Below are 22,497 nucleotides of genomic sequence, written 5' to 3'. Positions count from 1 at the left end.
GCATAATGTGGGCCGAACTATCGGAGGAAACCACCTAAGTTGAAGAGAGACAACACCTTTTTTTTTATAGGTCTTTTTTCTAAACCATAATTAAAAATTGCTACAACAAGTTTTATCAGGAAAATATAGTTCCTGCTTTTTGATTAAATGATCTTATCTATTTCGTTTTTACAAATACTTAAAACAACTATCCAGAAAAATTGAAAATAAAAAAATCCCGGGAATTTCCGGGATTATCTGTTGTTGAACTAAGAATCGTTGTTTATTTACCTTTCTTTTCTTTCAAAGCTTCTTTATCTTTATCAGACGGATTCCAGACTTTCACTTCAGCATCTTTGTTGATGCCGGATAAGATCTGAACATTTATTCCATCACTTGCGCCGAGTTTTACATTTACTTTTTTAAATTTTCCGTCGGGCTGTTTCACTTCTACAAAGGAATTGTCTTTTCCGTTTACTTTATCATATTGAATTAAAGATTCATCCAAAAGCAAAGCGTTTTTCTGCGAACTCAGTATAATTTCGCCGTTTGCTGAAAATCCGGCACGGATATATTCATTGGTTTTATTAAAAACATCGGCTTCAATGGGGAATTTAATCGTTCCATTTTCTTCTTTTCCTTTTGGTGCAATCATCGTTACACGTCCCGGGAAAGATTTGTTTTGCAAAGCACCAATTACCACGTTCATCTCCAAACCTTCTTTTAATTTCCCGGCTTGTGCTTCATCAATCGTGCCCTGGAAAATGAGAGAATTCAAATCTGCAATCGAGCAAATCGTACTTCCGGCATTAAAGGAGTTGGCTTCGATGACCTGGCTGCCGACTTTTACAGGAACTTCCAATACGGTTCCATTGGCTTTAGATCTGATTTGTGTCGTTGCCAGACCTGCCAATTCCGGCGTCGCTCCGGTTTTTGCAATCTGTAGGTTTTTCAGGGCGGTCTGTCTTTGCTGCTGCGCATTTTTCAACACTTGCTGTGTTGACTGCAACTGCTGTTGAGCCGAAATATATTCCTGTTTAGAAATCACACCCTGGGAATACAGTCTTTCCTGCATTGCAAACTGTTTTTGCTGTTGCGAAACATTAATCTGCGCATTGTTGATCTGCAGATTTGCATTATTAATTTCCTGTTGCGCTGCGTTCACATTTTGGATACTTGGGACGATTCTTATCGTTGCAACCAGCTGTCCGGCGGTTACTTTGTCACCTTCTGTCACCAGGATTTTATCGATAATTCCTGAGATATTCGGTTTGATTTCAATTTCCTCCCGCGGTACAATTTTTCCGGTTGCCATTACCTTGTCGTCCATATTTTGAACAAATGGTTTTTTGGTTAGGAATGCCTCGCTTTCTTTGGTGTTCGACGAAATCAGATAGCTAATTCCCGAAATCAATGCCACCGCAAAAACTAATCCTAAGAGGATATAAATTGCTTTTTTTAAAGTGAACTTCTTTTTCATATACTTCGTTTATTTTTTAATATTTTTTGGGCGACTGTTTCCGTACTCCATTCCCGCTTTTTTGTTCGTCGTGCCTCCTCGCAAAAAGAGCTCCATTCAGGCCGGGTCGCGATTTCGTTTTATATACAAAATCAGGTATTTATTTAGAATTTATTAGTTTTAAATGGAAAGCTTTATATCACAAAAACCCAATCACTCAAAAATCCAATTACTCAAAAACTTCCTACTCCGACCTCAATGCCTCAATCGGTCGAATCTTCACCGCTCTTTGTGCCGGAATCATTCCGACAATTAAACCTAAAATAACCATTATTGCCATCGCGCCGAAAACCTGTCCATAATTCACCGTCGGATTATAAAAAGGAAAAGAATCCTGGCCTTTGGTCACCGCATTGAGAATCATCAGCAGAAAAATGCCCAGCATAAATCCCAAAAGTCCTGATGATAAAGTAATCACCACGCTTTCTAATAAAATTTGATTTCGCACTTCAGCCGGTTTTGCGCCTAAGGCACGACGAATGCCGATTTCTTTCGTTCTTTCTTTTACTGTAATTAATAAGATATTCGAGATGGCGATTACGCCGGCTAAAATGGTTAAAGTTCCCACGGTAATGGTCAGCAACTGCATTCCTGTAAGGAAGCCAGTCAGTTTTCCGAATTCTTTTCCGAGGTTAAAGCTTCCAAAAGCATTAGTGTCTTCCGGCGAGACATTATATTTCTTTTTGAGTTCAGCTTTTACCTGATCTTCAACAATTTTTAAGTCTGCATTTGGTTTACTTACGATTGCGAAGAATCCCACTTTGTCCCCATTGTTATACATTTTAGAAAACGTTGTAAAAGGAATAAAAGCGGATTGGTCATTTTCCATACCGCCTCCTTTTTTTACCCGGAAAACACCGATGACGTTAAAGAAAATACCTTTTATATTAACGGACTGTCCGATTGGGTTTTCGTTCTTTTTGGCATCGAAAAAGTTTTTATAGATTTCTTCACCGATGACGGCTACATTTTTATTCCCGGAGATGTCGGCATCATTGATATACCTTCCGAAGATGAGTTTTTTTTCAGAAATTTTATTTCCTACCGGAAAATCACCGGTCAAAGTGTAAGTTGCATTTTTTCCGTTTCTGGAAAAAGCTTCACCCGGGGTACCGAAATTTCCGCGGGTACTTTGAGGGGAAATATAATCAATGGCCGGAATTTTTTGGGGAAGTAAATCAAGATCGCTTAAATGCAGATCCATTTTTCTGCCTTTCGGAAATCCATCATAAGGAATCGAGGTATTCTGCGCCCACAGGAAAATAGAGTTGGTTGCGAAGCCTGAAAACACTTTATCAAATCCATTTTCCATCCCTTTCGCCGCACCCAGAAGGGCAACAAAAAGAAACATTCCCCAACCCACGCCAATCATGGTAAGAAACGTTCGAAGCTTATTATTCTTCAGGGAATAATAAATTTCTTGCCAGGTATCTATTTTGAAAATGATGTTCATGATGTCGATTTCTTTAAGTGAGTAAATTCACTAATTAATTCGAAATTAATTTAAATGGTGTTTGTAATATCTATTTATGTTCTTTCTCAAAAAAATCTATTCGCTTCTCAACGCTTCAATCGGTTTTATTCTACTGGCACGATAGGCAGGTACAAATCCTGCAATCAGCCCTGAAATGACTAAACTGATAAAAGCCACGATCACTAATCCCCAACCAACAGAAGGGTCTACGATGAAATATTTTTCTAAACTGTCGCCGATTAAATGCAAAGTGAGAATTCCGAGACCAACACCTATTAAACCGGAAATTACGGTGATGACAATGCTTTCCTGCATAATCAAACTGACGATACTGCTCGGTTTGGCTCCGATGGCTTTCCTGACTCCTATTTCCTGCGTTCTTTCTTTAACAATATAAACCATGATATTGCTGATTCCAATAATTCCGGCGAGCAGTGTTCCCATGCCGATAAAACCAACTATAAGCGTAATGATGAATAAGAACTGAAAAGTTTGACCCATATTTTTAGCATTGTTTCTTACGACAACGCCGTTCTCGTCATCGGGAGAAACTTTATGTTTGGCTTTAAGCTCTTTTTCCAGTTGTTCACCATATTTAATCGCCTGGTCGGGTGTAAGGTTGGTATTATAAGTCAGAAAAATAGTGCTTACGGTATCTGAACCTTTTTTCAGTTGCTGCAAAGTGGTGATGGGAATGGTTATCATTCGTTCGTCGAAATCGCCTCCGTCATCAGAAAAAACACCCACGATTTTAAATATGCTGCCATTAATATCTAAGTTTTTTCCAATGGGACTTCCGTTTTTTATTAAATCGCGCTGAACCATTCTTCCAATCACAGCAACATTTTGTTTGCGGTTAAGATCCAAAGGGTTGAGGTAACGGCCTTCCGTCACTTTACGGTTTTCGATGATAATCTCATCAGGATTCGCGCCACTGATTTGATAGTTGCCGCTTTCTTTACCGTATTTTACAGTCATGTTTGCGGAATATCTCGGCGTTGCACTTTCTAATTTTTCAGGTTGCTCACTGGTTATTTTCTCGTAATCATCATTTTTAAGAATGATTTGCCGGTCAGATTGTAAACCGCCATAAGCGATGGTTGTTTTTCTGGTGAAAATAGTGATCAGGTTGGTTGCATCCCGGGCAAAACCTTTGGTAAAGGCGTTTTGTAAACCGGTTCCAATACCAAAAAGTACGATGAAAATATATAAACCTAAAGCGACCGTAAACCCAGAAAGTACCGTTCGCAATATGTTACTGCGAATCGATTCGAATATTTCTCTCCAACGGTCCAGGTCAAACATAATTTCTAATTCTATTTATTTTTATAATGAACTTCACCATTTGCTTATTTAATGCGAAGTGAATTTGTTATTGTAAAACCCTTTGAGTAATAAATTTGTCACTTTCGATAATGCCATCTTTCAGGATGACGTTTCTTTTTGTTTCAGCAGCAACATCAGGTTCGTGGGTGACTACAATGATGGTTTTTCCCTCACGATTAATCTCCTGAAGGAGCTTCATAATATCATAGGTTGTTTTAGAATCCAGAGCTCCTGTGGGTTCATCGGCCAAAATTACTTTTGGGTCTGTAATTAAAGCACGGGCAATGGCAACTCTCTGTTTCTGCCCACCTGAAAGTTCATTGGGCATATGGGTCGCCCAGTCTGCCAGTCCTACTTTTTCCAAATATTCCATGGCTCTTTGGTTGCGCAGTTTTCGCGGAACATCTTGATAGTAGAGTGGAAGGGCTACATTTTCCAGAGCGGTTTTGTAACCGATGAGATTAAAGGACTGGAAGATGAAACCCAGGAATTTACTCCGGTATTCTGCGGCTCTTATTTCGGATAAATCCTCAATGGGAATCCCGTCGAGGTTGTAAATTCCGGAATCTTTCTCATCTAAAATTCCAATAATATTCAATAAAGTAGATTTTCCAGAACCCGAACTACCCATAATCGAAACAAATTCTCCTTCATCAATCGAAAGATTAATTCCTTTCAGAACATGAAGTTTGCTCTTTCCGGTGTCGTATGATTTATTGAGATCCTTAATTACTAACATCAAGTGGAGATTTATTTTATAATAAGTAGGCAATTTATTTTAATTGTTACATCACTGGGGATAATCCTTATATATTCCGTGATCCTTTAATAATGATAAGGCAGAATGCTACTGATTATTTTTAATTTGCTCTGGGTGATTTGTTCCACAGAAAATTATTTTTCAAATAAATTAGCATTTAAATCGGTGTATGTCAGAAAAATATATTAATTTTACGATCGTAAAGACACAAACACACAAATAACACAACAAATGATGAAATTAATTAAATTACCCACTTCTTCTTACGGATAAATTTTTTCAATTATTTTTTCTGCTTCGTAATTTATTACAAATAGAATTTTGAAAAAAATTTATACTTCAGCGTATGATTTATACAGATAATAGTTTTAATTAATTCCAGAAATTTAAATGATGGAATTGTTAAAATAATTTTCTATTGTCAGGGAATATATCCTTTTCAATTTTCTCTTTCGTAATATCTTGCCAAAAAAAAGTTTTGAAAAAAATTTATACCTCGTTATGTTATTTATCGAGATAACACTTTTTATTCATTTTTTAAAACACAAATAATTATGAAACTTAGGATTATATTCTTTTTAGTATTAGCCATGGCTGGGATGTCTTCAGCCCAATCGGCTCCGGCACCACAAATTGGTGATTATCAATCAGTTGCTGTTACAGGCGCCTGGACTGCTACCACAACCTGGAATGTTTACACTTCTACAGGGTGGGCTACGGCCACTCAATATCCGGGACAGAATACGACCGCAACTGCACAAGGGACTTACAAAGTATTTATAGCACCGGGAACAAATGTAACGGTTACTGGTACGCAAACTTATTATTTTGGAGATTTATATGTTCTTGCTGATTTGCCGGTAACGAATTTAACGATTGATAAAGGAATAATTACTTTATCTGCCAATATGGCGACATTGGCTCTCTTAGGAGCAAATCAGGATGTATATGTTTTGGGGGGTATTATAAACTTTTCCCAAAATAGTACGACACTGAAGCTTAAATTAGGTTCAAGTCTAATTTTAACGAACTATAACGGGGCAACTAGTAATACAGGAACTAATCTAATTCAGCCAGAAAGGTCAGTGTTAGGAAATTGTACCGGAAATAAACAAATTAAGTTTGTAGACGGAACAACGGAGTTAAATTTTGCTGTGTGTGGAGGTTCGAATTCTACCTATAATTTTTGGCAATTAAATTCTAATGGAGGAAGTATTAACGCTATACCTTCTGCAACCCCTAACTCAGTTTGTTTAGGAAGTGGTGCAACTTCTGTCACTTTATCCGGGTCATATACCGGTTTTATACCTGATGCTGATGTGCGTGCTGATAAAAATTTTCTCTGGACTTTGGTAAGTGGTCCTGCTGGGGGTTTTACTCCCCCGCTTCCCACTATAGGATCTACAACTGCAACACAGATTGTCACTTTTACTATAGCTGGTACGTATGTTTTTAATCTTAAAGTGTATTATAGATCTACATTGGGTTATGATATTTCCGGTAACCAAACGGTAACTGTAACGGTATATCCTGCGGGAGATCCTGCATGTGCATGCTACAAACCTGCAACTATGGGTACAGGATTGCCAACCAATCATGGCATTACAGCACTACAGCGTGCAGGTTCCCAGAATGGTAACTGGCCAATGATCCGGTCTGGTGCGCATACGGCCCTGGAAGCAAAAACAAAAGGTTTTGTAATTAATAGAATGGTTTCACCAGAAACAACCATTTCTAACCCCGTAGAAGGAATGCTGGTATTTGATACCGACGAAAATCTTGGTCAGGGCTGTTTGAAAATCTATAAAGGAACAGCTTGGACCTGCCTCGAAACACAAACATGCACAAACTAATAATAAAAACACAAACATGAAAAATACAACATTTATAGCATTGGTTTTGTTTTCAACTTTAACTTATGGCCAGGTCATCATCGGAACAGGCAAGACATCACCAACCAACACTTCGGTGTCTCTGGAATTTGGGACCGAAAATAAAGGAATAATTTTGCCCTATGTAGATGCAGCTGCTTCCGTAACAGCAGCAGTTCCTGGAACAATTATTTTTGATGCTGCTGATAAAAAAATCAAGGTGAAATTAACCGGTTCCTGGAAAGACCTGACAATTGTAAACTCGGGTGTTGTGCCCGCCACACCTGCTTTCGAATCAGAGCAGACAAGTGCTAAAGTAATCATCGGATCTAATCCTGCAGCAGAAACAGCCAACGGTATCCTGATTTTGTCTGATGCGAATAAAGCCATGATTTTGCCCACCGTCAATGCTTACACTGATATTGTAAGTCCTTCGCCAGGAATGATGGTGTATCTCTCCGGAGCAAAACAGGTTGCTTGCTACAATGGGGCAGTCTGGAGCTTTTGGAAGTAGTAACCTGGTACGATAATTTTTAAAATGTTTTTAAAGATACAAGTACTGTTTTTTTTTAAAATACAAATAAAAGTAAATACAAAAGTTTCCAATTTTTATATTGGGAACTTTTTTTGGTCTCAAAATCGAAATGTATTAAAACCAGAAGCGCTCTTTTCACGTGAACTAATTGGTGTTGAAATGGCTAATATCATAATCTGGAAATAGAGTGTTTAGTTCCTATATACATTGTTTAGGTGTTTTGTAGTGTTTTGTTTGATGTGTTTTTGCGCTTTAGGACGTAATCCGGTTAGCTTCGTCAGATAAAGGTAATGGGAAAGCAAGGTCTGTGTGATTGTGGAAAACTTTTACCCCTTGTAGTCAGTTAATTAATGATTGTGACTTTCTTCTTACGGTTTCATTTCCTATTTTTGTACGGAACGCATTAAAGGTAAAATACGCTGTTTTTGGGTTCATTCATTTTGTAAACAGCTAATAATCATTTCGTTATATAATTTCACTTTTCCAGGAGAAGTGCTCTAAAAATTAAGTTTTACTATGGGAATTTTTGACAAAAGAATTGGATATAAACCATTTGAGTATCCCGAAATCTTACAGTTTGTGGAAGCTATTAACAAATCATTTTGGGTGCATTCAGAGGTGGATTTTACCGCTGATGTCCAGGATTTCCACTCTCAGTTAGAACCCCATGAAAAAAACGCGATTAAAAATGCGCTTTTGGCCATTGCTCAAATCGAGGTTTCTGTCAAGACTTTTTGGGGGAATCTTTACAGTCACATGCCAAAACCGGAACTTAACGGATTGGGTGCTACTTTTGCAGAATGCGAATTTCGCCATTCCGAAGCCTATTCCCGTTTGCTCGAAGTTTTAGGATATAATGATGCTTTTAACCAGGTTATCGAAATTCCTGCCATCAAAAAAAGAATTGATTTTCTTTCCAATGTTTTAAAGCACGCAAATTCTACCTCGCAGAAAGAATATGTATCGTCTTTATTGCTGTTCAGTATTTTAATAGAGAACGTTTCTTTGTTTTCTCAGTTTGCCATTATTTTGTCGTTTACACGATTCAAAGGATATATGAAAAATGTGTCCAATATTATTGCCTGGACTTCCGTAGATGAGCAGATTCACGCCAACGCCGGGATTTATCTGATCAACAAAATCCGTCAGGAACAACCGGATTTGCTAACCGATTCCGATATCGAAGATATTTACACTTTGGTTGATCATTCAATCAATGTAGAAGAAGAAATTCTGGATTGGATCTTCGAAATGGGCGAAATCGATAACGTCAGCAAAGAAAACTTGTTGAACTTCATGAAATTCCGTGTAGATGACAGTTTGAAGAAGATCAATATGAAAACCCGTTACAATATTACGCCGGAACAATACCGACCAATGGTTTGGTTCGAGGAAGAAGTTTTCGCCAATTCGATGGATGATTTCTTTGCTAAAAGGCCGGTAGATTATACCAAACACGATAAGAGTATTACGGAAAACGATTTGTTTTAAAATTTTTATTTGGGCGCCTTAATCCGCCTTCCACTCCCAATCTTTTTGTTCCGCTTTGCTCCACAAAAAGGATTTCCGTTCAAGTCGGGGCGCAACTGGGAATGTAAAAGGTGATTGGTGTTAAAAAAAAGAAAAGTGCAATGCCAAAGATTTAAGATAAATCATTATCAATACGAACTGGCCTTAGCCGAAACTTATTTGTAGATAAGAAATCTTCGAAAAACAAAAGACAGAAATTAATAGCCCCGATTGGAACGGCATCCTTTTTATTTTTTCTCGGAAAAATAAAAAGGTACAGTGAAAAGCGGGACTGAACTTTAGAAGAAGCAAACATTTAATGCTTCAAAAAAATTAATAAAAAAAACACATTTGTACGCGGTACATTTTTAGAGAAAGAGAATTATGGAAGAACAAAACAAAATTTGGTGGCTGAACGAAGAGTCGGAGCAAATGTTGAACCGGGGATATTTATTAAAAGGAGAAACTGTTGACGGTGCAATCCTCAGAATTACTTCTGCTGCCGCCAAAAGATTATATAAACCTGAATTGCAACCTGCTTTCGAAGAAATGATCAGAAAAGGTTGGATCAGTTTTTCATCACCGGTTTGGGCCAATATGGGAACGGAAAGAGGTTTGCCAATTTCCTGTTTCAATGTTCACGTACCGGATAATATCGAAGGAATTACGCACAAATTAGGCGAAGTGATCATGCAGACCAAAATTGGCGGCGGAACTTCCGGCTATTTCGGAGAGCTGAGAAATCGGGGAACCGCAGTAACCGATAACGGGAAATCTTCGGGTGCCGTTTCTTTTATGAAATTGTATGATACTGCGATGGATGTGGTTTCGCAAGGTGGCGTTCGGCGTGGTGCTTTTGCTGCGTATCTGGATGTGGACCACGGAGATATCGAAGAATTTTTATCGATTAAAGATATTGGAAGTCCGATCCAGAATTTGTTCACCGGAATTTGTGTGCCGGATTACTGGATGCAGGACATGATCGATGGTGATATGGACAAACGCAAAATCTGGGCGCGGGTGCTTGAAAGTCGCCAGCAGAAAGGTTTGCCGTATATTTTCTTTACCGATAATGTGAATAGAAACAAACCTCAGGTTTATAAGGATTTAGGAATGACCGTGAATGCGAGTAACTTGTGTTCTGAAATCATGCTGCCTTCCAGCGAAGCAGAATCTTTTATCTGCTGTCTTTCTTCGATGAACTTAGAATTGTATGACGAATGGAAAGATACCGATGCCGTGAAATTGGCGATCTATTTCTTAGATGCTGTTTTGTCTGAATTTATTGAAAAAACAGAAGGGAATTATTATTTAAATGGCGCCAGAACTTTTGCTTTGCGTCACAGAGCGCTTGGTTTGGGAGTTCTTGGATATCATTCTTATCTGCAGAAAAATAGGATTCCGTTTGAAAGTTTTGAGGCAACTCAGTTTAATGCAAAAGCGTTCAGACAGATCAAAGAACAGTCGGTGATCGCGTCTCAGGAATTGGCAAATATTTACGGTGAACCGGAATTATTGAAAGGTTATGGTTTAAGAAATACCACCACCATGGCGATTGCGCCTACCACTTCCAGTTCTGCAATTTTAGGACAAACTTCGCCGGGAATCGAGCCGTTTGCTTCCAATTATTATAAGGCAGGTTTGGCGAAAGGAAACTTTATGCGTAAAAATAAATACCTCGCAAAATTACTTCAGGAAAAAGGAATAGACAACGAAGATACGTGGAGAACCATTATGTTGAATCACGGTTCTGTTCAGAATATCCCGGAATTAAGTGACGAAGAAAAAGCAGTATTTAAAACGTTCAGAGAGATTTCTCCAATGGAAATTATTTCTCAGGCGGCACAAAGACAACAGTACATCGATCAGGCGCAATCATTGAATTTACAGATTCCATCGACCATGCCCGTGAAAGATGTGAATTACCTGTATATCGAAGCCTGGAAAAAAGGAGTAAAATCTTTGTATTATCAAAGAAGTTCTTCTGTTTCTAAGGAAATGATGGTGAATTTTGTGACGTGTTCAAGTTGTGAAGCGTAATTTAGAGCAAAGAGCAAAGAGCAAAGAGCAAAGAAAAACCACGGAATTATTTCTGTGGTTTTTTAATTAAAATTGGTTTAATGATGACCGGATAAATTCAAAATTCCATAACTTTAAGCCTCAAATTATAACCATTATGAAATTCGGACAAGTTGAAGACCCATCGCAAATTGATTTTACCCTTCCCAAAGATCATCCGAGAACGGAAGAAATTTTAAAGGACAATAAATCCAAAAAATTAAATGTTTTTATTGGATGTGCCAAATGGAACAAAACCGATCTGAAAGGATTTTATCCAAAAGGAACCAAAGACGAATTAACCTATTATTCTACACAGTTTAATTCGATTGAGCTGAATGCAACTTTTTACGGAATGCCTTCACCGGATCAGGTGCTGACCTGGAAAGAAAAAACACCTGCTGATTTTAAATTCTTTCCGAAAATCCCAAATACGGTTTCACATTTTCGAAGATTGTTAAACATTACAGATGTCGTTACGCAATTTGCAACCTCCGTTTTAAATTTTGATGAAAAACTGGGAATGGTTTTCCTTCAGCTTCACGATAATTTTAAACCAAAAGATTATGAGCGGTTGGAAAAATTTGTGCACGACTGGCCAAAAGAAGTTCCCCTCGCCATAGAGTTACGAAATAGCGAATGGTTTGCAGATGAAGAAATTTTCAACAAAACAATGGATCTTTTTGAAAAATATGCTGTTACCAATATCATCGTAGATACGGCGGGCAGAAGAGATATGCTGCACATGCGTCTTACCACACCGACTGCATTTATCAGATACGTCGGAGCCAATGCAGACAGCGATTACACGCGACTCGATGATTGGATAGACCGCATTAAAATTTGGGAAAAAGAAGGTTTAGAAAATCTGTATTTCTTTGTCCATCAGAATATCGAAAAAGCATCTCCGCTTTTATCCGCTCATTTTATTGAAGCCATCAATAAAGAATTCAAAATGAATATTCATATTCCTTTGATGGCTTAAATTAAAATTCCATTTATTTTTAAATTCAAAGAAAAATAATAGAAGACGGTGTTGTCTTTTATTATTATTTTTTCTACATTTGTTGTTACTTAGTAAGATATGTTTTCAAAATCATGCGAATATGGAATTCGTGCAGCCATTTATGTCGCTAAACATTCCCGCAATAATCATAAAGTAAGTCTAATAGAAGTTGCAAAACATACTGATTCTCCGCCTGCATTTATGGCGAAGATTTTACAGAAATTAACTAAAACCGAAATACTTTCTTCCTTAAAAGGTCCTACCGGAGGTTTTTTTATAACGGAAGAACATTTAAATACAATATCACTCTTAAACATTGTGTTGGCGATTGATGGTGATGGGATTTTTGAAAATTGTACTCTTGGTCTTAGAAGATGTGATGGACAGAAGCCTTGTCCAATGCACTTCAATTTTAGAAAGATTCGGGAGGAAATGAAAGAAACCTTGAGTAATACTTCTTTGAAATTACTGGCTGAAGAGGTTTCTGATGGAATAACGTTTTTGAAACGGTAGCTTTTTTTACTGCAATAAAGGACAATTTTATCTTTTAATATTTCCATATGAATAATTCAATATTTGGGGAATCCGGAATTCAGATTACCGTACTGCTTATTTTAATACCGGTACTTGTTGGTTTGCTGATCGCCGTCGTGAAGACTTATGCTACGTACAAAGACCTGCGTAACCGGCGCAAGCTGTCTGAATTCAACAAAAAATTAGAAAACCTTTCTCCCGAAGAACTTGCGTTCTACGAAAAAAGAAAAATCGAGGAGGCTTATCAACTTCCGCCCAATCAACTCTCTGGTAAAATTCCTCCTTCAGACGAAAAGGGAATTATCCATAATATCAACGCCATCGAAGAGTTGAGGGTTATTCCGCATAAAAAAAGTTTCGTTCCACAAAAGTATATTTCTCCGGAATTAGCAAAATTGATTCTTTATTTTCTGGGCTTTTCTGTTTTCTGGTTGCTTTTTGGGACTACAGTCGGGGAGTATCTGGGTATTAAATTTGTTGCGCCGGATGCGGATCATGTCAGCTGGTTAAGTTTTGGGCGGCTTCGTCCCGTGCACACCAACATGGTTTTTTGGGGCTGGGCATCAGCTGCCATGGTAGGACTTTCCTATTATGTAATTCCACGGGTGAGCAATGTAGAGATTCACAGTCTTAAAATAGGGTGGTATACATTAATCCTTATGAACGTTGCAGTATTGGCGGGAACGGTTTCATTAATGGCAGGAATTAATAATGGCGGTGGCGAATACCGCGAGTATATCTGGCCGATAATGGCAATTTTTGCTGCAGGAATTGTTCTTTCACTTTATAACTTTCTGATGACCGTAGCGAAACGTGTTACCAAAGAAATCTATGTTTCCAACTGGTATATTATTGCCGCAATGATGTACGTTATTGTTATTTTGGTCGTGGCTTATATTCCTTTGTGGCAAGATGGACTGGCAGAAACAATCATTCAGGGTTATTATATGCATCAGGGCGTAGGAATGTGGTTCATGTTTCTCACATTGGGTTTGATGTATTATTTTCTTCCCCAACAGCTTAATAAACCGATCTATTCTTACAGTTTAGGAATTCTGGCCTTTTGGACCCAAATTATATTTTATACTTTAATCGGAAGTCACCACTTTATTTTCAGTGCCATTCCGTGGTGGATGCAGACGGTTGCTATTGTGGCGAGTGTTGGTATGGTGATTCCCGTCGTGGCAGGGACGGCCAATTTTTTACTTACTTTTAATGGAGCTTGGCATCAGGTGAAAACTTCTTATACTCTTCCATTTTATCTTATAGGTATTGTCTTCTACTTCACGGGTTCAATGCAGGGAACTGTAGAAGCATTTAGGTTTACGAATTTAATTTGGCACTTTACCGATTTTACAGTCGCTCACTCGCATTTAACGATGTATGGGATTATCACCTTTATGCTTTGGGCATTTATTTATACTTTGGTTCCAAGAATTACCGGAAAAGAACCACCCAAAACGATGGTAGGTATTCACTTTTGGTTGGCCTTAATCGGATTGCTGTTTTATACCGTTTCACTCATGATCGGCTCTACACAGAAAGGATTGCTTTGGATGGACAGTAAACCGTTTATTCAAAGTGTGGTACTCATGGCTCCATACTGGTTATGGCGGGCAATTGGCGGTACAATGATGTGGATATCTCACTTTGTATTTGCGTATAATTTTTATATAATGGTCAATAGAAAACAAAAGATCATCATTCCAAAAACGCCCGCAGAAATTTTGGAAGCCAAAAGACAGCTTAAAAACTTCCCAACAAAATAAATTGGAAATAATGGAATTTTTAAATAATCATAAAACTTTGTTTTGGTCAGCCCTGATCTTATTTCTGTTCCTTACTTTACAGATCGCGATTTTGCCTGCTTTTACCAATCAGCAAATTTATAAACCCCTTCCCGATGCAAAACCTTTAACCAAAGATGAGCTTGCCGGAAAAGCAATTTATGTGGAAAATGGTTGTATCGCTTGCCATACGCAGCAAGTAAGAGAAGTTGAAATGGACAAAGTATTCGGAAGCAGGCCAAGTATTCCTGCAGATTATGCTGGCAATCACCGGATGGATTTTTGGAGAAATACGGCCAATTTATTAGGGTCAGAAAGAACCGGTCCGGATTTAACTGCTATTGGCGAAAGACAACCGAGCAGCGATTGGCAATTGCTTCATCTATACCAGCCCAGAGCCGTGGTGAAAGAATCAATAATGCCTTCTTTTTCATTTCTTTTTGAAGAAAAAGATTATTTAGACAAAGGCGATATTGAAGTTAAGGTACCACCGGAATTTCTTAAGAATAAATTTAAAAAAATCGTTCCTACCAAGAAAGCACTTCAACTCGTTGCGTACCTATTAAGTTTGAAACAGACAAAATTACCGGAAGGTATCAAACCGCAGGAATTTCTTTATAAAAAAGAAGTAAAGAAAACGGCTGGCGGTAGCGGTGCAAGTGCTCTGCCAGATGGCGGAGAATTATTCACTGCGAACTGCGCAAGTTGTCATCAGGCTACGGGCGAAGGATTACCGGGAGCTTTCCCACCACTCAAGGGAAGCCCGATTGTTACAGGGGACGATATTTCAGTGTACGTGACTATTATTATGACCGGCTACACCGGAAGACCAGGATATGGACCAATGCCTGCCGTCGGGAAGAACGCCAACTTTACACCCGAAATGGTGACAGCACTTATGAATCATGAAAGATCTTCGTGGGGAAACAATGCCAAACCGGTGACTTTGGAACAGGTAAAAGCGGTCATGGACCAACTCAAGTAAATGAAGATAATAATTGCTTTTTACTAATTAAATAAACATTAAATCAAACCGATGAAAAATATTAGAAATACCGCAGTTGTCTTTTTTTTACTAATGATAAATTTTGCGTTAGCATGTGAAGCCTGTAAACTTCAGCAGCCAAAAGTAACCAGAGACTTTACCCACGGAGTAGGACCCCGTGGTGATTTTGACTGGATAATCGTTGCTGTGATCGCGGCTCTTACCGTATTTACTTTTATTTATTCTTTAAAGTATTTGGTAAAACCCGGGGAAAAAGACCAAGATCATATTAAGAATTCTATTTTAAATTAATCCCATAAAAAAGCAGAAGATGACTAAAGATAGAAGTTCCGTTTTCCTCTTTATTGATGACGATGCAAAACCGCTGGCAGAATTGAAGACGCCAATAGTATTTGATTTTGATACCTCGAAATTAACGGATGGAGATCATGTTTTGAAAATAGTGAGCAAGTCGCCAGCTGGCCGGGAAGGAATTCGGAAAATAAATTTCACCGTTAGAAACGGTCCCTCGATCAGTGTTGAAGGACTCAGCGAAGACGATGTCGTTGATGGTATTCTGCCTTTAATGATCAATGCGTACGACAAAGGAAATCAAAAAAGTTTCGTCATCAGAGGAAGTGAAACTCAACAGACCATCCCTGTCTGGATGTGGATTATTATCATTTTAATCGCGGGTTGGAGTGCCTATTATTTAATCACCTATTTCAGTGGACTTCCTTATTAAAAACAGGTGTTTTTTTATTTTTTTTAAATAAAAGAAATTTAATTTGAGATCAAGACCATACTTTCTAAATTTTAATAAAAAAAACGGCCTCAATTTTATTGAAGCCGTTTTTTATTTATGAACATAATCTTATGCTAAAAATTCGATTTCTTTATCTTTGAAATCGTTGTTTTCAACCAGTTTTTGCATAGTTTTCACAATTTTTTTGCGAAGCTTGGCGACTCTTCTCACATTTTTGTCGTCACTGTAATCAAAGATGTTATCGTCAAAAGAAAAAGTGTCTCCTTCTTTGAATTCAATTTGATTTTCTTTTAGTTCTTTCAGTAACATTAAATTAGTCATTGTTTCTAATAGAACATGTTCAGTTTTAGCCAATTCCTCCAATGATGCCAGAACCTGCTTCTTATATTTCTTATTCGTTTTATCCATTTTCTATTTATTTATATTTAGAAATTAATGATTGGCCTATAATCAGTTTTATACATTTAATTTATAGTCATGCAAGATAAGATTTTAAAGTAAATTTATCAAACTAATTTAGCGCCGATTCTACTGAAGTTAATTCTGCAATTCCTTATCTTTGTTTCATTCATGAAAAACACAGACCTTTTAACCCTGATTGCTTTTGCCAAAAATAAAAATCAGAAAGCACAAACCCAGCTTATCAATCTGTTTTGGGTAGATGTTTTCAGTTTTGTAATGAAAAAAGTACAGGACGAATATGTAGCTGATGAACTTACAGTTTCTGTATTTTCAAAAGTATTGGCAAAGCTGGATTTATTTGATCCAAATTTTCAGTTTAAAACATGGATTCTCACCATTGCGCAAAATTCTATCATCGATTACTGGCGAAAAAAATCCAGGGAAAATGAGGATTCTACCGATAATTTTGACGGGTTCAAAAATCATCTGGCACTTTCACCGGAAGAACTTCTGATTTCTGAAGAAGATCAAAAACAAATCCTATCCATTATCGAAAGTTTGGATTCTAATTACAAGGATATTATTCAACTTCGCTTCTTCGAAGAAAAAAGCATTAAAGAAATCGCCGAAGAACAGAATATCACCGTTGCCAATACGAAAGTCAGGATTATGCGCGCTAAAAAATTACTCGCTGAATTGCTCAGAAATAAAGAATTTGATGATTGATTCGGTATTTTCATAGAATATACTACCTATTTAATCTCTCAAAATTATTCCAAAGCCAATATGTCAACCACGGATTTCATTCCATAGAGAAAGAAATTTGTAAATTTGCTTTTTATCTTTAAAAATGAACGAAATACTTACCGATACAACGATACAAAAACCAAAATGGATTCGCGTAAAACTTCCTACAGGAAAAAATTATCGAGAGCTCAGAACCTTGGTTGATAAATATAAACTCAACACCATTTGTCAAAGCGGAAGTTGCCCGAATATGGGTGAATGCTGGGGTGAAGGGACTGCGACCTTTATGATTCTGGGAAATATCTGTACCAGAAGCTGTGGATTCTGCGGTGTGAAAACAGGGAAACCCTTGGATGTCAATTGGGATGAACCGGAAAAGGTAGCGCGATCTATAAAGTTGATGAAAATCAAACATGCAGTTTTAACTTCTGTAGATCGTGATGATTTGAAAGATATGGGCTCCATTCTGTGGGCAGAAACGGTAAATGCTGTGCGCCGGATTTCGCCGGGGACAACCATGGAAACTCTGATTCCGGATTTTCAGGGAATCACCAAACATATTGACCGTTTAATCGAAGTTCATCCGGAAGTGATTTCCCATAATATGGAAACCGTGAAAAGATTAACCAGAGAAGTGAGGATTCAGGCTAAATATGAAAGAAGCTTAGAGGTTCTATCTTACTTAAAAGAAGCCGGACAAAAAAGGACGAAAACCGGGTTAATGCTTGGTTTAGGTGAAGAAAACGCTGAGGTTTTCCAAACCATTGAAGACATAAGAAATGCCAACGTAGATGTCATTACCATCGGTCAATATTTGCAGCCGACGAAGAAACATTTGCCCGTGAAAAAATTTATTACTCCGGAAGAGTTTAATGAATTCGGTGATTTTGCCAGAAGTCTGGGATTCCGTCACGTAGAAAGTTCGCCATTGGTGAGAAGTTCTTACCATGCCGAAAAACATATTCATTAAAAAATCAACTTTAACAATAATAAAAAAACGCAGCGATACCGTTGCGTTTTTTTATTATTTGAACTTTAGAATTCTTACCTTTAATCAATCAAATTTAAAATATTTTAATCATGAGAATACTCAAAATATCCGCGGTAATCGTTTTGCTGCTTTTTATTTTTTCCTGTAAGGAGAAAAAAGACGACGTACGAAATGGTTTAAATTCTGTAAAATCTACCACCGGAAAAATGACTACGGAAGAAGTGACCTATGATATTGATGGTAAAAGTTATCAGTCGTTTGTCGCTTATTTAGGAGACGCAAACGAGGTGAGGCCAGTCGTGATGGTTCTTCCGGAATGGTGGGGCTTAACTGATTATGTGAAAAATAGAGCTAAACAACTGGCTGAATTAGGCTATTTTGCAATGGTCGTGGATTATTACGGCGATGGAAAGACCGTTGATAATCCCGAAGAAGCCGCAAAATTATCTGGAGAATTCTATAAAATTCCCATCGATGCAAAATTGAAATTTGATAAGGCAAAGGCGCAGCTTCTGAAATTCCCTAATGCCAATTATGATAAAATTGGCGTAATCGGATATTGTTTTGGTGGAGCGCAAGCTTTAAATATGGCTCGGTTGGAAGATGAATTGAAAGGCGCTGTTTCGTTTCATGGAAATTTAATGACCGGAATCAAACCCAAAAATCACGATGTCAAAATTTTAGTTTTAAATGGCGCCTCAGATACTTATGTTCCCGCCAAAGAAATTGCTGCCTTCAAAAAGCAAATGGATTCTGCCAAAATAGATTATCAGTTCATCGATTATCCCAACGCCATTCATTCATTTACCAATCCTGCGTCTACCGCAATTGGCCAGAAATTCAATTTGAAAGTCGCTTACAATAAAGAAGCCGACGAGAAATCCTGGGAAGCCATGAAAACTTTTTTAGCTAAAATTTTTAAATAGTATTTCAATTCTTATTAAAGATTTTTTCCCTTTCGTTTTCGGAAGGGAAATTTTTATTTTGTGGGATTATTTATGCGTTGGCCCATCTTAAACCAGAAATAATATTTACATTCTATATAAAAAAGTACAGCTGATTTTTTTTTCAACTGTACTTTTTATTTCAGTAAGTTATCTTAATTAATAATAACAGTAAATGTCATGCAAACTTTGATGGTTTTAGGTCAAAGACGAATTTTATGATTCTTTGAAGTATTTCCTTAGTTTCCAGGCCATTTTTTCGTGCTCCTGCATTAATCCATTTAAGAAATCAGCCGTTCCTGCATCATTGTGATCTTCTTCCACTTTATCTAAATTATCACGTAATGATTTTACGATTGTTTCGTGATCAGCCACTAGCTCTTTCAGCATTCCCTGTGTGTCAGGCACTTTTCCAGGAGTTTCCTTCAGCTGGGATTCCTTTGCGAATTCAATCGAGGTGCCGATTGCAGTTCCACCCAAAGTGCTGATTCTCTCTGCAACTTCGTCTACGGCTTCACCCACTTGAGTGTACTGGTCTTCGAACAAAAGATGTAATTCCATGAAATTATCACCGGATAAATTCCAATGAAATTTTCTCAATTTAATGTAAAGAATATTTCCGTCAGCCAGGACAGCATTTAAAATTTTGTGAACGGCGTTTAAGTTTTTTTGCGTAATTCCTAAGTCTGGTTTCATAATTTATATTTTAATGAGTTAATATTAAATGTGTAATGTTCCTTCCCTTCCATCATCATTATCAGATTTTTGCCCGGTAATGGCCGCGGTTGCAAAATGAAGCATTGAAACAAATTTCCCAACTTTCGGTTCCCAATAATAGGTTTCATCTGGAGTAACTCTGATGATAGAGACATTCGGATCGTCTTTCCCATCGAACCAGGCATTTGCCATTGCACTCCATTTTTCTTCAATCGTTTCTTTATCTTTATAAATAAATGCTTTGCCCAAAATTGAAAGATATTCAGAATCACTGTTGTTCATAAAATACAGTTGTACCCGATTGTCTTTTTGAATTTCAAAGTTCTTATGACTCTGATCGCTGCTGATAAACCATAGATTCCCCTGATCATCAGTTTCCCGTAAACTCATGGGACGGCACGAATTAGGATGAGAATCTAAATCCGTACAGAACATACATATTCTTGCGCTTTCAGAAAGTTTTTTCAGTTTTTCAATCGCTTCTTTTTGATTTAAGTTTTCGGTAGACATATTATCGGTTTTTTGATGATTAAATAAAATTGATTCCTGCGAAAATGAATAAATCAATTTTTTAAAGGTGCTCAAATCCATTCAAAAAGCAAACCAAAACGCAATAACAAAAATTTTAGTATGTTAAAGTTTTATTAAATAAGCTGATTTGATAAAATAACAAAGCTTTGTTTGTGGATTTGATACTGCGGCTTAGTTTTTGATTTTCAGCATTTCAAAATAAGGAGTATGGATTTAAAATCAAATGAACCTTTTTGGCTGGTGAAGAACGGATTGCTTTCTTCGTATCCTTCTTTAAAAAAAGATGTGGAATGTGAGATTCTTATTATTGGTGCAGGAATTACCGGAAGTTTAATTGCTCACCAGATGACAGAAGAAGGCTGCAAAACCATTCTGATCGACAAACGCGAAATCTGCAATGGAAGCACGTCTGCTACCACATCAATGTTGCAATACGAAATCGATGTGCCACTTTATAAATTGAAAGACGAAATCGGAAATGAGGCAGCACTCGCAAGTTATCAGGTGTGCTCAGCTTCCATCGATGCATTGGAGAAAATTTCAAAAAAAATAAAATCAAAAGCAGGTTTTAAGCGGAAAGAGTCACTGTATTTTGCCTCGAAGAAAAAAGATGTTTCCTGGTTAAAGAAAGAATTTGACGCCAGAAAAGAAGCGGGATTTAAAGTGAAATGGCTGGAGCCCGGCGAGATTGAAGATCAGTTTGGTTTGAAAAAAACGCATGGCGGAATTTTATCGAAACAGGGAGCAAGCGTCGATGCCTTTAATTTGGCTCACGAACTTTTGCAGTATAATGAAAAGAAAGGATTGAAAATTTTTGATAAAACGGAAATGAAATCCGTCAGATATCATCCGACTTATAATGAAGCGGAATTAACGACAGGATTTAAAATCAAAGCCAAGAAAATTATTTACTGTATCGGTTATGAAAGCAAAAATCTCATTAAAGAAGATTTTGTGCAGCTTAAAAGTACATTTGCGATGGTTTCTGAAATGGGACAGATAAAAAACAAAAACTTTTCGAAAACCCTGTTTTGGAATACCGATGATCCGTATCTTTATATGAGATCTACTGATGACGGCAGGATTCTCATGGGCGGCGGCGATGAAGATTTTCAAAATCCGGAAAAGCGGGATCAACTTTTGAGCAAAAAGCAAAAAGAAATTATTAAAATCTATAATAGCGTTTTACCGGATCAGCCCTTTGATACCGATTTCGTTTGGGCAGGAACTTTCGGGGAAACCAAAGACGGATTACCGTATATCGGTGAACATCCAAAATTTAAAAATTCTTATTTCGTTCTTGGTTTCGGCGGAAATGGCATCACTTTTTCTGTAACCGGAATGAAAATGGTTTCTGATTTTCTGAGGAAAAAAACACATCATCTGGCCGAATATTTCAGGTTTGGCCGTTAAATAAAAGTATGAAAAATTTAAATAAACTAGCAATCCCCGTTGCGCTTGGGATTTTGGGTGTCGCATTTCTACATTCCTGTTCTGTGGGAATTCCTAAAGGAGCAACTGCCGTTCAAAATTTTAACGCTAAAAAATATTTGGGAAAATGGTATGAGATAGCCCGTTTCGATTACCGTTTTGAGAGGAATATGAAGAACGTCACCGCAACCTATTCCATGAAAGACAACGGCAATATCAAAGTGGATAATAGAGGTTATGACCACGTGAAAAATAAATGGAAAGAAAGTATCGGCGAAGCCAAATTCGTAGAAAACGAAAATGTGGCGAGGTTGAAAGTTTCTTTTTTTAAACCAATTTGGGCAGGCTATAACATCATCGATATCGATGAGGATTACAAATATGCCTTAGTAGCTGGCAACAATCTCGATTATTTGTGGATTCTTTCACGGGAGAAAACCATTCCCGTTTCCTACAGAGAAAGGTTTTTGGAGAAAGCTAAAAAATTGGGTTATCAAACAGGAAATTTGATTTGGGTGGAACAGGATGAGTAATATTTTTTATTTAGCCAAACCATTGACAAAGCAGGATCTATTTTGATTTTTTATGGCAGCATTTTTCGTCTTCCATTCCCGCTATTTTTTTC

22 protein-coding genes are annotated in these 22,497 nt (G+C 37.4%); 15 read left to right on the top strand and 7 right to left on the bottom strand.

What is annotated here, in order from left to right; genetic code table 11:
- Positions 1 to 262: 262 nt before the first annotated feature.
- From QGN23_RS07690 to QGN23_RS07675, 4 genes are all read right to left on the bottom strand, one after another.
- A complete protein-coding gene (locus QGN23_RS07690; protein ID WP_282903767.1) occupies positions 263 to 1,459 on the bottom strand; it encodes an efflux RND transporter periplasmic adaptor subunit in 1,197 nt (398 codons plus the stop codon).
- Positions 1,460 to 1,682: 223 nt separating this feature from the next.
- Complete coding sequence (locus QGN23_RS07685) at positions 1,683 to 2,951, bottom strand: ABC transporter permease (protein WP_282903766.1); 1,269 nt, start codon at positions 2,949 to 2,951, stop codon at positions 1,683 to 1,685.
- Positions 2,952 to 3,047: 96 nt separating this feature from the next.
- A complete protein-coding gene (locus QGN23_RS07680; RefSeq protein ID WP_282903765.1) occupies positions 3,048 to 4,277 on the bottom strand; it encodes an ABC transporter permease in 1,230 nt (409 codons plus the stop codon).
- A gap of 67 nt (positions 4,278 to 4,344) precedes the next feature.
- Positions 4,345 to 5,037, bottom strand: coding sequence for an ABC transporter ATP-binding protein (locus tag QGN23_RS07675; protein WP_133438804.1), 693 nt, complete (start codon positions 5,035 to 5,037; stop codon positions 4,345 to 4,347).
- A gap of 575 nt (positions 5,038 to 5,612) precedes the next feature.
- On the opposite strand from QGN23_RS07675, the gene QGN23_RS07670 reads away from it, so the two are divergent.
- The 10 genes from QGN23_RS07670 to QGN23_RS07625 all read left to right on the top strand — a co-directional run bounded on the left by QGN23_RS07670 (position 5,613) and on the right by QGN23_RS07625 (position 16,088).
- Positions 5,613 to 6,911 carry a hypothetical protein gene (locus tag QGN23_RS07670; protein ID WP_282903764.1) on the top strand — a complete coding sequence of 433 codons (1,299 nt, stop codon included), beginning with the start codon at positions 5,613 to 5,615 and terminating at the stop codon, positions 6,909 to 6,911.
- 16 nt (positions 6,912 to 6,927) lie between these two features.
- Positions 6,928 to 7,443 (top strand): hypothetical protein, encoded by a 516-nt coding sequence (locus QGN23_RS07665; RefSeq protein WP_282903763.1) that lies wholly within the window; start codon positions 6,928 to 6,930, stop codon positions 7,441 to 7,443.
- A 537-nt stretch (positions 7,444 to 7,980) separates the two neighbouring features.
- Positions 7,981 to 8,955, top strand: coding sequence for a ribonucleotide-diphosphate reductase subunit beta (locus QGN23_RS07660; protein WP_133438801.1), 975 nt, complete (start codon positions 7,981 to 7,983; stop codon positions 8,953 to 8,955).
- Positions 8,956 to 9,357: 402 nt separating this feature from the next.
- Positions 9,358 to 11,013 (top strand): ribonucleoside-diphosphate reductase subunit alpha, encoded by a 1,656-nt coding sequence (locus QGN23_RS07655; RefSeq protein WP_282903762.1) that lies wholly within the window; start codon positions 9,358 to 9,360, stop codon positions 11,011 to 11,013.
- Between the two features lie 136 nt (positions 11,014 to 11,149).
- The gene (locus tag QGN23_RS07650; protein ID WP_282903761.1) at positions 11,150 to 12,016 is read left to right on the top strand and encodes a DUF72 domain-containing protein; all 867 of its coding nucleotides are present in this window, start codon (positions 11,150 to 11,152) and stop codon (positions 12,014 to 12,016) included.
- Between the two features lie 99 nt (positions 12,017 to 12,115).
- Positions 12,116 to 12,550, top strand: coding sequence for an RrF2 family transcriptional regulator (locus QGN23_RS07645; protein ID WP_282903760.1), 435 nt, complete (start codon positions 12,116 to 12,118; stop codon positions 12,548 to 12,550).
- A 47-nt stretch (positions 12,551 to 12,597) separates the two neighbouring features.
- Positions 12,598 to 14,340: a cbb3-type cytochrome c oxidase subunit I gene (locus QGN23_RS07640; protein ID WP_282903759.1), complete on the top strand. Its 1,743-nt coding sequence runs from the start codon at positions 12,598 to 12,600 to the stop codon at positions 14,338 to 14,340.
- Positions 14,341 to 14,350: 10 nt separating this feature from the next.
- Positions 14,351 to 15,343 (top strand): cytochrome c, encoded by a 993-nt coding sequence (locus QGN23_RS07635; protein ID WP_282903758.1) that lies wholly within the window; start codon positions 14,351 to 14,353, stop codon positions 15,341 to 15,343.
- 51 nt (positions 15,344 to 15,394) lie between these two features.
- Positions 15,395 to 15,655 carry a hypothetical protein gene (locus tag QGN23_RS07630; protein ID WP_282903757.1) on the top strand — a complete coding sequence of 87 codons (261 nt, stop codon included), beginning with the start codon at positions 15,395 to 15,397 and terminating at the stop codon, positions 15,653 to 15,655.
- A 19-nt stretch (positions 15,656 to 15,674) separates the two neighbouring features.
- Complete coding sequence (locus QGN23_RS07625) at positions 15,675 to 16,088, top strand: cytochrome C (protein WP_282903756.1); 414 nt, start codon at positions 15,675 to 15,677, stop codon at positions 16,086 to 16,088.
- 129 nt (positions 16,089 to 16,217) lie between these two features.
- Here QGN23_RS07625 and QGN23_RS07620 read toward each other — a convergent pair whose 3' ends face one another.
- Positions 16,218 to 16,517 (bottom strand): hypothetical protein, encoded by a 300-nt coding sequence (locus QGN23_RS07620; protein ID WP_282903755.1) that lies wholly within the window; start codon positions 16,515 to 16,517, stop codon positions 16,218 to 16,220.
- Between the two features lie 162 nt (positions 16,518 to 16,679).
- Here QGN23_RS07620 and QGN23_RS07615 point away from each other — a divergent pair, with 162 nt between their 5' ends.
- The 3 genes from QGN23_RS07615 (at position 16,680) to QGN23_RS07605 (ending at position 19,175) form a co-directional block, all read left to right on the top strand.
- Positions 16,680 to 17,237, top strand: coding sequence for an RNA polymerase sigma factor (locus tag QGN23_RS07615; RefSeq protein ID WP_282903754.1), 558 nt, complete (start codon positions 16,680 to 16,682; stop codon positions 17,235 to 17,237).
- Between the two features lie 124 nt (positions 17,238 to 17,361).
- Positions 17,362 to 18,228: a lipoyl synthase gene (gene lipA, locus QGN23_RS07610; protein ID WP_282903753.1), complete on the top strand. Its 867-nt coding sequence runs from the start codon at positions 17,362 to 17,364 to the stop codon at positions 18,226 to 18,228.
- A 110-nt stretch (positions 18,229 to 18,338) separates the two neighbouring features.
- Positions 18,339 to 19,175, top strand: a complete 837-nt coding sequence (locus QGN23_RS07605) for a dienelactone hydrolase family protein (protein ID WP_282903752.1) — start codon at positions 18,339 to 18,341, stop codon at positions 19,173 to 19,175.
- A gap of 234 nt (positions 19,176 to 19,409) precedes the next feature.
- Here QGN23_RS07605 and QGN23_RS07600 read toward each other — a convergent pair whose 3' ends face one another.
- On the bottom strand, positions 19,410 to 19,889 hold the full coding sequence (locus tag QGN23_RS07600; RefSeq protein ID WP_282903751.1) for a Dps family protein: 480 nt from the start codon (positions 19,887 to 19,889) through the stop codon (positions 19,410 to 19,412).
- A 24-nt stretch (positions 19,890 to 19,913) separates the two neighbouring features.
- Complete coding sequence (locus QGN23_RS07595) at positions 19,914 to 20,420, bottom strand: pyridoxamine 5'-phosphate oxidase family protein (protein WP_282903750.1); 507 nt, start codon at positions 20,418 to 20,420, stop codon at positions 19,914 to 19,916.
- A 228-nt stretch (positions 20,421 to 20,648) separates the two neighbouring features.
- Between QGN23_RS07595 and QGN23_RS07590 the strand changes: the two genes are divergently transcribed.
- The gene (locus QGN23_RS07590) at positions 20,649 to 21,854 is read left to right on the top strand and encodes an NAD(P)/FAD-dependent oxidoreductase (protein ID WP_282903749.1); all 1,206 of its coding nucleotides are present in this window, start codon (positions 20,649 to 20,651) and stop codon (positions 21,852 to 21,854) included.
- 8 nt (positions 21,855 to 21,862) lie between these two features.
- Positions 21,863 to 22,405 carry a lipocalin family protein gene (locus QGN23_RS07585; RefSeq protein WP_282903748.1) on the top strand — a complete coding sequence of 181 codons (543 nt, stop codon included), beginning with the start codon at positions 21,863 to 21,865 and terminating at the stop codon, positions 22,403 to 22,405.
- The last annotated feature ends 92 nt before the right edge of the window (positions 22,406 to 22,497 follow it).

Source organism: Chryseobacterium gotjawalense, from assembly GCF_030012525.1.
In the GTDB taxonomy this organism is placed as follows: domain Bacteria; phylum Bacteroidota; class Bacteroidia; order Flavobacteriales; family Weeksellaceae; genus Kaistella; species Kaistella gotjawalense.
The sequence above is the reverse complement of the archived record's forward strand: the minus strand, read 5'-3'. Positions and strand labels throughout refer to the sequence as shown.

What these genes read in the sequence shown, in the direction of transcription:
- QGN23_RS07690 (WP_282903767.1), bottom strand. Translation starts at nt 1,459, where the DNA reads ATGAAAAAGAAGTTCACTTTAAAAAAAGCAATTTATATCCTCTTAGGA.
- QGN23_RS07685 (WP_282903766.1), bottom strand. Translation starts at nt 2,951, where the DNA reads ATGAACATCATTTTCAAAATAGATACCTGGCAAGAAATTTATTATTCC.
- QGN23_RS07680 (WP_282903765.1), bottom strand. Translation starts at nt 4,277, where the DNA reads ATGTTTGACCTGGACCGTTGGAGAGAAATATTCGAATCGATTCGCAGT.
- QGN23_RS07675 (WP_133438804.1), bottom strand. Translation starts at nt 5,037, where the DNA reads ATGTTAGTAATTAAGGATCTCAATAAATCATACGACACCGGAAAGAGC.
- QGN23_RS07670 (WP_282903764.1), top strand. Translation starts at nt 5,613, where the DNA reads ATGAAACTTAGGATTATATTCTTTTTAGTATTAGCCATGGCTGGGATG.
- QGN23_RS07665 (WP_282903763.1), top strand. Translation starts at nt 6,928, where the DNA reads ATGAAAAATACAACATTTATAGCATTGGTTTTGTTTTCAACTTTAACT.
- QGN23_RS07660 (WP_133438801.1), top strand. Translation starts at nt 7,981, where the DNA reads ATGGGAATTTTTGACAAAAGAATTGGATATAAACCATTTGAGTATCCC.
- QGN23_RS07655 (WP_282903762.1), top strand. Translation starts at nt 9,358, where the DNA reads ATGGAAGAACAAAACAAAATTTGGTGGCTGAACGAAGAGTCGGAGCAA.
- QGN23_RS07650 (WP_282903761.1), top strand. Translation starts at nt 11,150, where the DNA reads ATGAAATTCGGACAAGTTGAAGACCCATCGCAAATTGATTTTACCCTT.
- QGN23_RS07645 (WP_282903760.1), top strand. Translation starts at nt 12,116, where the DNA reads ATGTTTTCAAAATCATGCGAATATGGAATTCGTGCAGCCATTTATGTC.
- QGN23_RS07640 (WP_282903759.1), top strand. Translation starts at nt 12,598, where the DNA reads ATGAATAATTCAATATTTGGGGAATCCGGAATTCAGATTACCGTACTG.
- QGN23_RS07635 (WP_282903758.1), top strand. Translation starts at nt 14,351, where the DNA reads ATGGAATTTTTAAATAATCATAAAACTTTGTTTTGGTCAGCCCTGATC.
- QGN23_RS07630 (WP_282903757.1), top strand. Translation starts at nt 15,395, where the DNA reads ATGAAAAATATTAGAAATACCGCAGTTGTCTTTTTTTTACTAATGATA.
- QGN23_RS07625 (WP_282903756.1), top strand. Translation starts at nt 15,675, where the DNA reads ATGACTAAAGATAGAAGTTCCGTTTTCCTCTTTATTGATGACGATGCA.
- QGN23_RS07620 (WP_282903755.1), bottom strand. Translation starts at nt 16,517, where the DNA reads ATGGATAAAACGAATAAGAAATATAAGAAGCAGGTTCTGGCATCATTG.
- QGN23_RS07615 (WP_282903754.1), top strand. Translation starts at nt 16,680, where the DNA reads ATGAAAAACACAGACCTTTTAACCCTGATTGCTTTTGCCAAAAATAAA.
- lipA (WP_282903753.1), top strand. Translation starts at nt 17,362, where the DNA reads ATGAACGAAATACTTACCGATACAACGATACAAAAACCAAAATGGATT.
- QGN23_RS07605 (WP_282903752.1), top strand. Translation starts at nt 18,339, where the DNA reads ATGAGAATACTCAAAATATCCGCGGTAATCGTTTTGCTGCTTTTTATT.
- QGN23_RS07600 (WP_282903751.1), bottom strand. Translation starts at nt 19,889, where the DNA reads ATGAAACCAGACTTAGGAATTACGCAAAAAAACTTAAACGCCGTTCAC.
- QGN23_RS07595 (WP_282903750.1), bottom strand. Translation starts at nt 20,420, where the DNA reads ATGTCTACCGAAAACTTAAATCAAAAAGAAGCGATTGAAAAACTGAAA.
- QGN23_RS07590 (WP_282903749.1), top strand. Translation starts at nt 20,649, where the DNA reads ATGGATTTAAAATCAAATGAACCTTTTTGGCTGGTGAAGAACGGATTG.
- QGN23_RS07585 (WP_282903748.1), top strand. Translation starts at nt 21,863, where the DNA reads ATGAAAAATTTAAATAAACTAGCAATCCCCGTTGCGCTTGGGATTTTG.